The following is a 14,559-nucleotide window of genomic DNA, read 5'->3' on the forward strand; positions in this document are numbered from 1 at the left end:
GAATATATTATAATAGATTTTATGAAGTACAAAGAATATTTGGAAGCAAAGGGATTGCCAGATACGGAAGAATCAAAAAACAAATACTTCGAAGAGTATGGAAACCAGCTTCATAAATTTTTATATAGAGATTTTTTAGAGAGAGCAAAAGGGCTTTTAAAAGAAAGATATGAAATTTTTCTACAAAAAAGAAGAGAACTTGGAGAGCATGATTTAAAGGTATTAAATATACTTGGCCTCATCACATTTCAAGAACAAGTTAAACTTTTTATAGAGATAGCTTCATACTATGCGCTTGAGCCAGAAGATGGTTATAATGTAAACTTTACTATAAAAAGCATAGAAGCGGATAGAATAATAGCTGACGAGGGTATAATAACCTATATCCCAATATATACTAAAGACAAGAAAAATTATCTTGTTTCTATATCAAAATTTGAGGCTATAAAAAGGGATTACGCAGCTATATCTCAAGAATCACAATTTATCACAGATTTTAAGGATATAGTAAAAGTAGCCCTTGCTAAAAATGCTTCAGACCTTCACATAAAACCAAAAGACAACTTTTACTATGTATTTTTCAGGATAAACAAAGATTTTGTAATGATGCCAAATATGACTATGCCAAAATCTCAAGGTATTCAGCTTGTTAGAAGCTTAAAAACCCAAGCTTCAAGATATACAAAAGGCTCCTTTAACCCATCCATATCTTCCCAAGTTCAAGACGCTCGTATTTCTTACGAAGATCTATCCACCGATGTTAGGCTTGTGTTTGCCCCAATGCCAAATCTAGAAGACGAGATGGTGGTAGGAAGATTGCTAAGGAAAAGGGGCATCCAAGGTAATCTTTCGAGGCTCGGATATCTTGAAAACGACATAGCAATTCTACAAGATGCCATAAGCAGAAAAGGTGGGCTTTTTGTCATAAGCGGCATCACAAACTCCGGTAAAAGCATGGCTATAGCTAGCATGCTATCTACAGTACAAGATAAGAATGTGCTCACAGTAGAAGACCCTGTTGAATACCAGATTATAAACAAAAATATAACGCAGTTTCAAATATTTGAAGCTCAAGTGGAAGAATTAAAATCAACGTTTGTAGATTTTACAAAAGCCTTCAAAAGAGCGGACCCAGACATAGTTTTTGTAGGCGAGTGGAGAAACGAACAAGAACTTTCAAAGGCTATAGAAGAGCTAGCTTTTGCAGGTCAGCTTGTTTTTACCACGCTTCATATAAATTCCGCCTTTGTATTTTACGACGCCGTTAGCTCAATATTTCACGTAGATTACGAAAGCTCCGTAAGAATGCTTATACTCAGCCTAAACCAGGTTTTAGTCAAAAGCGTTTGTCCTCATTGTGCTATAGAGATGCCTATAAAAGATGCATCACGGACAATCTCTGATATAACGCTAAAGACACTCCCATATATCAACAAAGATGAATTTAGAGATTTTATAAACCAAGATTTCCCAATAAAAGTAAGAAACGAAGCCGGCTGTCCAAAATGCGGCTTTACAGGATATGCAGGTCTTACGCCGATATACGAATACATGTATCCAGACGTAAACACAAAAGAATGGATAAGAAAAGACAGACCGTCTTCTTATGAAATAGAAGACCATATAAGAAGAGAGCGTCTTGGTAAAAACAAATTAGATGTATACATGGAAAAGCTAAAAACTGGTATAGTAGAGTTAAGCCCACCAGTTTTAAATGCTTTGAGATAGTAAGATGTCATGAGTGTTATAGTAAAAGTATCAAAAGAACTTTACATAGAAGACTTGAAGAAAACTTTTTTTCCAAACAAACTATATGTTTTGCCAAAAGATGTTTACGAATCTTACATAAAATCTGGAATACCTATAGCCTATGTAGATAGCCTAAAGACTGTATTTGATAAAACTAACGATTTTAACAATAAAAAAATCTTAATACTAACAATGCAAGCTCTTGGCGATGGGCTTATGTTGACACCATTTTTAAGATTTTTAAAAGAAAATTTTCAAAATATTTATATTGCCTTTGAAGCAAAAGAACACTTTAACCTTTTAAAAGACTGCCCTTATGTAGACGAATTTGTATACTCCCCTATTGAGTTTTCTTTTGTTAAAAGCTTTGATATTGTATTAGACCTTTATATGCTTGTGGGCTCTCCTATGTTTGATTTAAATTTAGTAGCCTCTTATTATTTCAAACTCTTTGGCTTTAAGATACCACCAACCAAAGAAAAGCTTATACCTTATGTATACATAGATGAAGAGATAGATAAAGAGATTAGAAAACTTTTTGATGATTATAGAAATATATATAAAAAACCTATTTTAGGTTTTCATTTTTCCGCTTCATCACCTCATCGCATGCCTCCTGTAGATATATTTTGCGAGGCTATAGACCCGTTGCAAAACGATTTTACAATAGTATATTCTTACCCTTCTCAGCATAAAGATTATGCAAAAGAAATACCAAGCTATTTACCAAAAGCCATAGATATATCACCTCACATAAAAAGCGTGCTACATTTGCCTTCTTATGTAAAAAATCTTGACTTTCTTATATCAGTAGAAACAGTAATGCCTCATATAGCTGCTGCTGTGGGCACTCCTACCCTTGTGGTGCTTGGACCAGGCAGTTTTAAAAATATATACGATTATGGAATAAACTTCATAAAAGCCTTAGAAATGAATTATAAGGGACAAGTTTGCTCAAGTCCATGTCAGCTTCACATATCTATAAAATGTCCAGAAGCTGTTGTAAAACAAACCAACCTTTCTCCCTGTTTCTCAAATTTAAACTCTTTTTCTCTTACAAATAAGTTTTTAGAGCTTTTAAAAGCTACAAACAAAAAAGATTTACTAAAACAAATAGAACCCAAAATAACAACAGAAGAAAATATTAATAAAGTTATCTTTAGGCTAATATCTACATTACCTGTTAGCTTTTTTTATGAAGAGGGGCTTCCTTTTATTTCAGGTATTCCTTACCTAAAAAGTATAATGAGCTTTGTAATAAATTCCTTATTTGTTAAATCCCTCAATTGGAAAGATTTCACACCGATTTTGATAGTAAGAGGATTTGAAAGCATTGGAGCTTCACTGTTTGTAAAAGAGCTTTGGAAAGATAGGGATTATCTTATATATGTGGAAAATGAACACTACAAAAAGATATTACATTATCTTGATATAGACTCAAATATCCTCGACTACAAAACTCTTCACATACCTCATCAAGCTCTTGTAATAGATTTATCGCTATCTTCTGAAGAACCCTTTGACTACAAAAAGCATATTGATAAATTATCAAAAAAACTAAAAGAAGATACTGTTTTCTTTTCTTTTATATTCAACAAAGACAGATTAAAAAACACCATGCAAAAAGGACAAGATGTCTACCAACCTCCTTTTGATAATTATATAAAAGACATATCTTATCAGGAACTATTGGATTTTAAAAATTATTACATAAACTATATTTCTATAAATCCTGCGGATTTTACAAACACTTTTGGAGATTACTCTATATTTAAAGAAATATCTCCACACAATCAAGCTTTTAGACTTTTAACAAAAAATGACAATCTCTACAAAAGTTATTGCCAAATATTTGCTATATCAAACTTAGAACACGAGGATAACTACGAAGATATTACAAGACTTTACTCTTTTATTGAAAAAACGCACCTAAAAGCCGAATATTCAGCTTATACAAACGTATCCAATGATAACATTAAAACGTTATGTTTTTTAGATAAAGGTTTATCAAAATATATAAAAGATCACATAAAGACTTACTTTGAAAACACGCTTACAATTAAAATGCCTATTTTTGATAAAAATATTGTAGAAAAATATATAGAAAAATATACAGATATTGAAAACATATGGTTTTTAGGAGACAATTTTATAGATTATTTCAAACAAGACTTAAATTTTCTTAAAAATATGCTTTTTGGACCATACTTAAACATATTGATAGACAAAAATCCGTTTTTAGATGAGAATTATCTAAATACGTTTGTAAGCTTTTTAAGAGATTTTCCCAACATAAATTTTTATACTACTCATAAAGGTGTATACGATATTCTTAGCAAAAAGCATCAAAACCTAAAATATTTTGAGATAAGCCTCAACGATATTGAGCCTTCGGGCATCGAAGATAAAAAAACAATAGATATCCTTATAGTAAGCTCTTCAAATTTTATCAAAAACATCAAGCACAGCAGCGAACTTGATACAGAAGAGTTTTACAGCTCTTATATAAACGGCTTCTCCAAGAACCTTCAAAGAACTGTGCTTGATTTTATCAAAGAAAAGCTTGGTAAAAGAGATCTTTACTATGAGGATAAAGTGTTTTTAGATTTTTACAAAGACATTGTGAATAACAGCGCTAGTTTAAACTACTTTATAGCCCAAGAAGTAAAAAACATGGCCTCTAAATTTACAAAAAACATAATTCATATAGGCAATCTAAACTTTTTAAAACCAACTTCTTTAAAAGAACTGGCATTTGAGCATTTAAAAAGCAGTAGATACCTTCCAGATATTTTAATTGCAAAAGAAGATTTTGATTTTATGATTAAAAGCTCTAAACTTATTGTTTATCTTGATGGTCTTGAGAACTTCCAAAAAATTCCTTACTTTTGTTTAAAAGCTTCAAAATCTGGCATTACATGTATTACAAAATATCAAAAATTCTTAGAAGATATGAAAATACCAAATATCATACTCCCAAAAAATATAGAAGAGCTATTAAGAATAATAGCTAATCTTTTCAATCATTGAAATTTAAAATTTTTATATTATGATTACAATTAATTCATTATAAGAGAGGTGTTTTATGAAAAAAATCAATATTGGAGAGCTTATAGTGGGCCTTAGCATAATAACATTTACAGGCATAGCAACTGTTTATCATTTTTCTAATGGAGCAGTTTTTTCAAATACAGGTACAACTCCAACTCCTGTAATATCAAACACTCCTCCTTCTAGTGCTACACCAGTAACTATATTTGGTGGTGCATTAAATGGTGGTGGTGTAGGTGTGGGCGGTGGAGGTGGAAGCGTTAGCTGTGTTCATAGTAGCACTACTTATCAATACGATGGACAATATGGTTGGGACGGCTCGCCACAATATTTTTATATTACCTCAAGCATCACCGCATGTGGTAGTATAAGCTTCACACTTTATGGGGGTGGAGGTGGTGGATCAGCATATGGCAATGGAGCAGGTGGTTCGGGAGGAATTACCACTGGTATAATTTCAACCAGTACTCTTTCAAGTAGTACATTAACCATAATAGTAGCTGGCGGAGGACAATACGATAGTGGTGGTGGTGGATCGTTTGTTTGTTTAGGTACACAATGTAGCTTATCAACAGCAATATTAGCAGCTGGTGGTGGTGGAGGGGCAAACCAAAATTACAACGGTGGAAACGGTGGAGGTGGCAACCAAAATGGCCAAAACGGAAACGTTGGGTGTGGTTCTGTACCGCAAGGAGGAACCTTGAGAGCCGGTGGTAGAGGCGGTGCTTGTCAAACACGAGTGCAACCTTATAACAACGGTATAGCCGGAGCTGGTGGGGCTGGTGGAAACTACGGTGGTGGGCAAGGTACTCCTTTTGGTACTGGCGGTATAGATCCCAATGGCAACAACGATAACGGTGGTTATGGAGGTGGGGGTTCTGGAGCTGGTGGATACGATGGAGCTGGTGGTGGGAGTGGATATTATGGAGGTGGGGGTGATAATAATTCACCAAATTGGGGCTCTGGTGCTGGAGGTTCTGGATACTGTGCATCTATAGTCCAAAGCTGCGGGGGTTCTCCTGGAGGGGCCCACAACGGTGGCACAAACGGCAATCCAGGAAGTAATGGACAAGTCATAATCTCTTGGTAATCAAGAGGCTAAATACTATAAGATTATTATTGTTGACATATCGCTTCAAGATTTTATATTTAGTATATGGAAACTTTAGAAAATAAAATAGAAGAAATTAGAGATATATTAAAAGATTTTGCTATTGGCCTTTTAAGGTTAGAACATACCACAGAAAGACTTGGACATGAAATAGAAAGAATAGGACATGAAATAAATAAACTAAAAGATAGCATAGATGAGGTCAATAGACAGCGAGAAGAAGATAGGAAATATTGGAATGAGCAATGGGAAAAGGCTAAGAAAGAAAGAGAAGAAGATAGGAAATATTGGAATGAGCAATGGGAAAAGGCTAAGAAAGAAAGAGAAGAAGATAGGAAATATTGGAATGAGCAATGGGAAAAGGCTAAGAAAGAAAGAGAAGAAGATAGAAAACGCTTTAACAAGGAATGGGGAGCTTTATCAAACAAACTTGGGACCATAGTAGAAGATATCATATTTCCAGCTACAAGACCTGTTTTAGAAAGCTATTTTAAGTGTAAAATAACAGACTTATCTTTGAACAGAGAAAAAATAAAAGATGATTTACAAGATGAGTTTGACGTAATAGCAGTAAGCGATGAGTGTAAAACTGTATTTCTTATAGAGGTAAAATCAACACCAAAGATAGATTATATAGATGATTTTAGAAAAAACAAGATAGAAAGGTTTAGAAAGCTTTTTGATGAGTATAAAGACTACAAGCTTGTACCTATATTTGCCTCTTTGAGGCTTCAAGATAACATTATCAACTATCTTACCAAGCACAAGATATACGCTATGGCTTTTAGAGAATGGGAGTATATGGATTTGTTGAATTTTGATAGTATAAAAAGCTAAAAATATAAGAATTGTTTATAGGATTTTAACTTGAGTAATATTTTATAAAAATATGATAAACTAATAAAAGTATGGCTCAGCAAAGTGGTTTAGATAGCATTAGAAAAAGAATAGAGCTTGCTCTTAGTGAAAATTTAGATAGTTCTGTAGATACCATATTAAAAGCTGGTAATTCTACTATAGAAGCTGGTGGCAAGAGAATTAGGCCACTGCTGTTGGTATATTTGGTGGAAAGCTTGGGCGGTGATGTTGACAAAGCCATCATTCTTGGATGTGGTATAGAGTACATACACATAGCTTCTTTGCTTCACGATGATGTGGTTGATAAAGCTGATTCCCGAAGAGGGAAACCTTCTGTAAACAAAGTGTTTGGCCAAGAAGCGGCAGTGCTTACCGGAGATTATCTTTACGCTAAAGCTCTATTTTTATACGCTAACTACGGCAATGCAAAGATGATAGACATTTTATCAAAAGCTGTTATGAACATGGCAGAAGGGCAACTTTTAGAGCTTAAAAGCATAGGTTCTATAATAGACGAAAAAACATATTTTGACATCATAGACGGTAAAACTGCTTACCTTATAGGGGCCTGTTTTGGAGTTGGAGCTTTGATATCAAACTATGAAGAGTACGAAAAATTTTTTGATATTGGTTTAAAGCTTGGTAGAGCTTTTCAACTTATAGATGATGCCCTTGATTATGAGGTAGATAGCCAAAAACTAGGAAAACCCTCAAGAAACGACTTGAAAGAGGGCAAAGTAACATACCCAGTTATTTCTATGCTAGACAAATTAGATAAAGAACTTCTCAAAAATATACTGGTCTCTCAAAATCCTTCTCAAGAAGAACTAGATAGTATAATTGATACAGTTATTGAAAAAGGTGGGGTTATGCGTACAAAAGAACTTGCTTTTAGGCTTTTAGAAGAGGTAAAACAAGAGTTATCTTATTATCCTATCACAGAAAAACTTATGGAGCTTATAGAGAAAACCGTCAAAAGAGATTTTTGATGGAACTTATAGGCTATATATTAGGAATCATATTTTTTATACTGCTTGAGGGTTTCTTCTCAGGCTCAGAAATGGCTATCCTATCTTCAAATAAGTCAAGGCTTGAAGCTTTTGTCAAAAAGTCAAATAACTCTTACAAAGACATGGTTTCAAAGTTTTTGAAAAACCAAGAAGAGTTTCTAACGTTTACGCTATTTGGATACACCATAAGCATAGTGTTTGCAGCAAGCCTTTACACCATAATGCTTTTTGAAATATCTAAAGATGTACCTATTTTAAAACACACTTACATATTTTTTTCAGAAACCCTTGTTCTAATAACAATAATATTTGGAGAAATAATACCCAAAATAATATTTCAAAAGCATGCCGATAAAGTCATTTTACCTATTATATTTATTTTGTATAAACTAAGATTCTTATTTGGTTTTTCTTCTTTTTTATCAAAAGCCATAAAACATATATTTTTCAAATACATGTCAAAACCACACTCTCATGTCAGCAGAAGCACAATTTTAAAAATTATCTCGAAAGAGCTTGATGTAGATAAATTTGAATCTTTGATTTTATCAAACATAGTATCTTTTAAGGAAAGAAGAGCCGGTGAGATAGTAAGACCTATTTATGAAGTGGCCATGATAGAAGAAGGTGCACTTGTAGAGCAAGCTATATATCAGATGAAGTCCAGTGGATATTCAAGATTACCAGTGTTTAGAAATACTGTAAACGATATACTTGGCTATATCAGAGCTTTTGATATAATAGACAAAGACCCAAACACACCTATAGGCATATCCATAAGGCCTATACAACTTTTTTCAGAGTTTTCATTTTTAAAAGATGTATTACATGAGTTTAAAAGAAAAAAAGAACATATAGGGGCTGTGGTAGATGAAAGAGGAGTTATACTTGGCATTATCACATTGGAAGATGTTTTAAAAGAAATTGTAGGACAGATATCCGACGATGTTAGAAAAGAAGATCAACTTTTAAGAGAAATAGCAAAGAATAAATGGCTTGTAGATGGAAGGCTTGAGATGAGCGAGTTCTCCAGAATACTTGGCATAGATCTAACGGTTGGGCCTTATACCACAGTGTCTGGCTATATAACTTATTATCTTGGTAGGATACCGCAAAGAAACGAAATAGTAAACATAGGCAAATTCAAATTTAAAATTATAGATAGCGATAGAAGAAGGATATTGAAAGTTATAGTAGAAATGTAAAATCATTGACAATTTTTAATATATTTTTATATTTAGCTTATATCTATTTGGAGGTGAAATATGCAAAAGAATATGGCAACATGGGACAGAGTAGGAAGAGTTATATTGGGTATTGTGCTCATAATCTTGGCTTTTACGCATCATAGCTTACTATTTTATATCCTTGGTCTTGTAGGTCTTGTATTTTTAGTAACCGCCGCTATAGGCTTTTGCCCTCTTTATGCTGTGCTTGGTTTTAAGACAGGAGGTAATTGATATTCATTCCAAAAGCCGGGTACTCTTTGTATCTGGCTTTTTAAAAAAGAAATTATAATCATATAGTCAATAATAAAATCAATAATAAAACTATTAAACCTCATATAAAAATTATCAACTTATAACAACAATCTATAATATAATAAAGAACTCTTATAAGCTTAAACTATTCGTTTGTTATATCTTATTTATATAGCTTTAGATTGTTTTGGAGGTTTAATATATGGATAGAAGAGGTTTTCTCAAGGCCATAGGCACCGCTATTGGCGTTGTAGCATCTAAAAAAGCCGCAGAAGCTATGGAAATACCTCATATGCTTACAATACCAGGAAGAGAGGAAAACAATCCTCAGTGGGTAGGCCAAAAAGGCAAAAAATTTGCTATGGTTATGGACCTAAGGAAATGCATAGGATGCCAAGCTTGCGCATCTGCTTGTGTTATAGAAAACGATGTGCCTACAGACCAATACAGAACATACGTACCTGAATATGAAGTTGGCACTTTCCCAACTGTAAGAAAGGTGTTTTTACCTCAGCTTTGCAATCACTGCGAAAACCCCCCTTGCGTTCCGGTATGTCCAACCGGTGCCACTTACAAAAGACAAGATGGTATAGTGGTAGTTGACAACACTATATGCTGGGGCTGTGGATACTGTGTAAACGCTTGCCCTTACGATAAAAGATTTATGAACGACAGGTACCATGTGGCAGACAAGTGTACTTTTTGCGCTCACAGGGTAGATAACGGCATGTTACCAGCTTGCGTAGAATCGTGCGTAGGCGGAGCGAGAATATTTGGAGATTTAAACGATCCAAACAGTGAAGTTTCAAGGCTTATAAGAACATATCCGGTAAACGTTTTAAGACCTGAGCAAGGCACTATACCAAACGTATTTTACATAAACCTCTACGGAGAGCTTCAAGATACACCGCCCACTAACTTTGAGAGCTTGGATGACCTTGCCAGAGAATATTACAAAATAAAATCTGAAGAGTCCGAGTGGATGATTTTAAAGCCACTTCAAGATATAGTAAATGTGGAGGATTATAAACATGATGCTTGATACTTACCATGAGATTTTGGTGTTTGCATCTTCTATAACCCCTTCAAGACCTTGGGGTGTAAATATACCAAACTATTTTTGGACAGGTGGTATAAGTGTAGGGGCTTTCTTTATATACAGTCTTTACACGGTGTTTGGTATAGAAAAATTTAAAAGATTGGCAAGCATGTGCCTTTTAATAGCATTTTCTTTTATAGCCATAGCTCCTCTAAACTTAGTAGACGATCTAAAACAACCAGGTAGAATGATCCACGTATTTTTATACGGATGGTCTCACTTCCCAACATCTCCCATGAAGTGGGGTGTTATATTGTTAACCACTTATACGATACTTACTTTGCTTAGCTTGGTAGCTTACTATAGACCGTTTTTTGTAAGCTTATACAATAGTGTTGAAGACAATAGGTTGAAGCTAGTTTTTAAGCTTCTAACGCTAAATAGATTAGAATTAACAGAAGAAGCAATCAAAAAAGATAGAAAGATATTGTTTTATCTTGGTGCAATAGGTCTTTTGTTTGGTATAGGTGTTGAATTTTATACAGGTTATATTGTAGGAATATTAGTGGCTTTCCCACTCGTACATTTTCCAGCGTTACCCCTTGTTATGCTCACATCCGCTTTAGCGTCTGGTTCTGGGTTTGTATTGTTTTTTTATCCTATATATCAAAAGCTTATGGGTAAAGAAATAGATAGAGACGATATAGCCGCAGTAGCTAATATAATGGCTTGGGCCATTGTAGGTGAATTAATTCTGGATCTATTCTGGTACTCTTTTGGTCTTGCTTTTAGTGGTATTACAAAATACTTTATGAGAGCTTACTTTAAAGAAGACCTTGTTGGTATACTTGTATTTGATTTAGGGCTATTTTTGTTTGTGCCTATGATTTTGGCTTTTAGTAGATTTAAAAAATCTGCTTTCTTCATGTTTATAGCTGGTGCTTTGGCAGCTTTTGGAGCTTGGTATTTCAAATACAGCCTTGTAATAGGTGGGCAAAGTTTTCCAAAGATAATAGGCGGTTTTCTCACCTATACAATGCCAATATTTGGACATAATAGCTTACAATCTTTGATAGCAAACTGGGCTGGTATAATAGGGCTTTTGGCAGCTACTATAGCTTTGTTACCACATACCGATGATCTTTACAAAGGTTTTGGCAAGGAGGTTAAAGGATGAATACTACTCGTAGAAAGTTTCTTCTTGGTGTCTCAGCCGCCGGCCTTGGTACGATGGCTTTAGGATATTTAAAAACATTTAAATACCTTTTTACATTTGGAAGAAGAGGTCCAAAACCAAGATTTCCTATATACGGTAACGTACATTTACCAGAATTGTTAAAAGCCAAAACCCCAACAAACGAAAATGGCAACTACATTGTGAACAAAGATTATTATTATGCCAATACCGTTTGTATAGGCTGCACTACCCAATGTGGAGTACGTATTAAGGTTGACAAAAAAACTGGTAAAGTGGTGAGGGTATTTGGAAATCCTTACAACTTGCTTTCATCAGACCCATGGCTTGATTACGATAAGCCTGTAAAAGAGAGTATTTTTTGGGTATCTGGTATAAATGAATCTGGCCTCACAAACCGCTCTACGGTTTGCGCCAGGGGCAATGTGGTATTTGACAAGCTTTACACTAGATACAGAGTTACAAAACCACTTAAAAGAGTAGGACCAAGAGGTTCTCACAAATGGGTAGAGATAGAGCCAGAACAGCTTATCCAAGAGATTGTAAACGGTGGTAATTTGTTCGGTGAAGGTTTTGTGGAAGGTCTTAAAAGCATCAGAGACATAAATACGCCTATAGACCCCAACAACCCAGAATACGGTCCAAAATCAAATCAACTTGGTGTACTTGGTACCAACGACGATGGAAGAAAAACCTTTATAGTCCATAGATTTGTCAAAGCTTTTGGTACAGTAAACTTTTCCGGACATACTTCTATGTGCGGTCTTGCAATGAGGATAGGTCAGGCAGCTTATTTTGGCGATTTTAAAAAACTCCCTCACGCCAAACCAGATTTTGACAACACAGAGTATATACTATCTATAGGCACAGCACCAGCTCAGGCAGGAAACCCCTTCAAACGTCAAGGTAAACTTTTAGCCAGGGCTAGAACCGAAGGACCTTTAAAAAAGATAGTGGTGGTAACCCCAACCGCGGTAAATACCGATAATATGTCAATAGGTGCAAAATACGAATGGGTACCTATTTATCCGGGTCAAGACTTGGCTTTTGTAATGGGGCTTTTTAGATATATTATTGAAAACAACCTTTATAACGCTCCATATCTATCTATACCAAGCGAAGAAGCCATGAAAGCTGCTAACGAAGTAAGTTATACCAATGCCACGCATCTCGTTATCCAAGACGAAGGAGAAGACTACGGTAAAATACTAAGAGATCAAAATGGTGATCCATACGTCATGGACGCTGCCACAAACTCCCTACAAAACGCCAAAAACGTAAGAACTGGAGTTTTGTTTGTAAATCAGCAAGTAAGTTTAAATGGAAAAACCTATCATGTAAAAAGTGCTTTTGAGCTTTTAAAAGAAGCGGCTTTTGAATATTCGTTAGATGAGTATTCTCAAATGTGCGGTGTACCAAAAGAAACCATCGTAAGAATAGCTAAAGAGTTTACCTCTTATGGTAGAAAAGCCACTACAGATATACACGGCGGGGCTATGAACACCGTTGGTATGTACACCGCTTACGCTGTGGCTATGCTTGGAGCTATGGTAGGCAATATGAACTACAAAGGTGGTATGGCTGTAAAAGGTGGGGCCTACGACGCTTACAAGGGTCCTGTTTACGATCTTCTTGATTACGATGGAAAGGTAAAAACCCACGGAGTCAGAATAGATAGAGCTGGCTTTAAGTATCAAGATACTACAGAATATAAAAATAAAAAAGCTCAAGGATTAAATCCATACCCTGCAAAAGACAAATGGTATCCATTCTCAAATGCCATTGAATCTGATTGGATAGCCTCGTCTGCTCATGGATACCCATATCCTTTAAAAGCTCTTATAACAGTAAACTCAAACCCAGCTTACGCTCAAAGTGGCTTTTCAAATGTTATAGAATATCTGAAAGATCCGAAAAAGATACCTCTTTTTATAGCCATAGACCCATTTATAAATGAAACAAGCACATACGCAGATTATATTGTACCAGATAACGTGTTGTACGAAGAATGGGGTGCCATGGCTCCTTGGGGTGCTTATCTTACAAAAATAACCACCATAAGATATCCCGCTATAGAGAGTCCGAATGCAAAGTTTCAAAACGGTGAAGCTGTTTACGCCGAGAGCTTTTTTATAGAACTTGGCAAAGCTCTAAACCTACCAGGTTTTGGAGACAACGCTATAAAAGGAAAAGACGGCAAAACATATCCTTTACATAGGCCTCATGATTTTTATTTAAGAGCTTTTGAGAACTTAGCTATGCAAGATACACCTGTACCAGACGCTACAGATGAAGATATAGAATTAGCGGGTCTTACAAACTGGGTACCTCTTCTAAAATCCATAAACGGCAACAATTGGCGAAAAGTAGCCACAATCATGAGTAGAGGCGGCAGATATGCACCTTATGATACAGCATATGACGGTATGTATGTAAATCATAAATACAAGAAAATACTAAATATTTATAACGAAGAACTAGGAAACACTAAAGATGCCATCACAGGCGAATATTATCATGGAGTACCAAAGTATATAGAAGGACCAATATGTGCGGATGGTTCAAGCTTATGGACAAAAGTTGATAGAAACCAATACTCTCTTATAGCCTTTGGTTATAAATCAAACGTGTTATCATCACCAAACGCCTCTTCTGATAAGCTAAGGGATATAAAACTTTCTACCTACATAGATATAAATTCTAAAACCGCCAAAGAGTTTGGTATAAAGTATGGTGATTTGGTAAAAGTCTCAAATCCCTTTGGCCAATACATAATAGGTATAGTTAGAGTAAAAGAGGGCATAACACCAGGTACAATAGGTATAGAACATGGCCTTGGAAGGTTGGCAGAAGGCGCAGATACTATATACATAAACAATAAAAAACTACCGGCTATACCGCTACGCCAAACCGGAGTTAATATAAATATGATTGGCATTCAAGATCCGGTACGTCCAAAAGGACATGTACTCACAGATTTTGTCACCGGAGCTACCGCAAGAAACACCATACCTGTAAAGATAGAAAAGATAAGAAGTTTAGCCTAAAGTTTTAAAGATGTGGAA

10 protein-coding genes are annotated in these 14,559 nt (G+C 35.1%); all 10 read left to right on the forward strand.

The window, feature by feature from the left end; all coding sequences use genetic code 11:
* The first annotated feature begins 21 nt into the window (after positions 1–21).
* The 10 genes from HY04AAS1_RS04595 (at position 22) to HY04AAS1_RS04640 (ending at position 14,541) form a co-directional block, all read left to right on the forward strand.
* A complete protein-coding gene (locus HY04AAS1_RS04595) occupies positions 22–1,728 on the forward strand; it encodes an ATPase, T2SS/T4P/T4SS family (RefSeq protein ID WP_012513951.1) in 1,707 nt (568 codons plus the stop codon).
* 9 nt (positions 1,729–1,737) lie between these two features.
* A complete protein-coding gene (locus HY04AAS1_RS04600; RefSeq protein WP_012513952.1) occupies positions 1,738–4,779 on the forward strand; it encodes a glycosyltransferase family 9 protein in 3,042 nt (1,013 codons plus the stop codon).
* Positions 4,780–4,834: 55 nt separating this feature from the next.
* Positions 4,835–5,890, forward strand: a complete 1,056-nt coding sequence (locus HY04AAS1_RS04605) for a hypothetical protein (protein WP_012513953.1) — start codon at positions 4,835–4,837, stop codon at positions 5,888–5,890.
* Positions 5,891–5,956: 66 nt separating this feature from the next.
* Complete coding sequence (locus HY04AAS1_RS04610) at positions 5,957–6,748, forward strand: hypothetical protein (RefSeq protein ID WP_012513954.1); 792 nt, start codon at positions 5,957–5,959, stop codon at positions 6,746–6,748.
* Positions 6,749–6,819: 71 nt separating this feature from the next.
* A complete protein-coding gene (locus HY04AAS1_RS04615) occupies positions 6,820–7,758 on the forward strand; it encodes a polyprenyl synthetase family protein (protein WP_012513955.1) in 939 nt (312 codons plus the stop codon).
* On the forward strand, positions 7,758–8,984 hold the full coding sequence (locus tag HY04AAS1_RS04620; protein WP_012513956.1) for a hemolysin family protein: 1,227 nt from the start codon (positions 7,758–7,760) through the stop codon (positions 8,982–8,984). The genes HY04AAS1_RS04615 and HY04AAS1_RS04620 overlap by 1 nt, the downstream gene beginning before the upstream one ends.
* Positions 8,985–9,044: 60 nt before the next feature.
* On the forward strand, positions 9,045–9,239 hold the full coding sequence (locus HY04AAS1_RS04625; protein ID WP_012513957.1) for a DUF2892 domain-containing protein: 195 nt from the start codon (positions 9,045–9,047) through the stop codon (positions 9,237–9,239).
* Positions 9,240–9,462: 223 nt separating this feature from the next.
* Positions 9,463–10,302, forward strand: coding sequence for a sulfate reduction electron transfer complex DsrMKJOP subunit DsrO (gene dsrO, locus HY04AAS1_RS04630; protein ID WP_012513958.1), 840 nt, complete (start codon positions 9,463–9,465; stop codon positions 10,300–10,302).
* Entirely contained in the window at positions 10,292–11,476 is a 1,185-nt protein-coding gene (nrfD, locus tag HY04AAS1_RS04635; RefSeq protein ID WP_012513959.1) for an NrfD/PsrC family molybdoenzyme membrane anchor subunit, read from the forward strand. The genes dsrO and nrfD overlap by 11 nt, the downstream gene beginning before the upstream one ends.
* The gene (locus HY04AAS1_RS04640) at positions 11,473–14,541 is read left to right on the forward strand and encodes a molybdopterin-dependent oxidoreductase (protein WP_012513960.1); all 3,069 of its coding nucleotides are present in this window, start codon (positions 11,473–11,475) and stop codon (positions 14,539–14,541) included. The genes nrfD and HY04AAS1_RS04640 overlap by 4 nt, the downstream gene beginning before the upstream one ends.
* Positions 14,542–14,559: the final 18 nt, after the last annotated feature.

The organism is Hydrogenobaculum sp. Y04AAS1, from assembly GCF_000020785.1.
Taxonomy (GTDB): domain Bacteria; phylum Aquificota; class Aquificia; order Aquificales; family Aquificaceae; genus Hydrogenobaculum.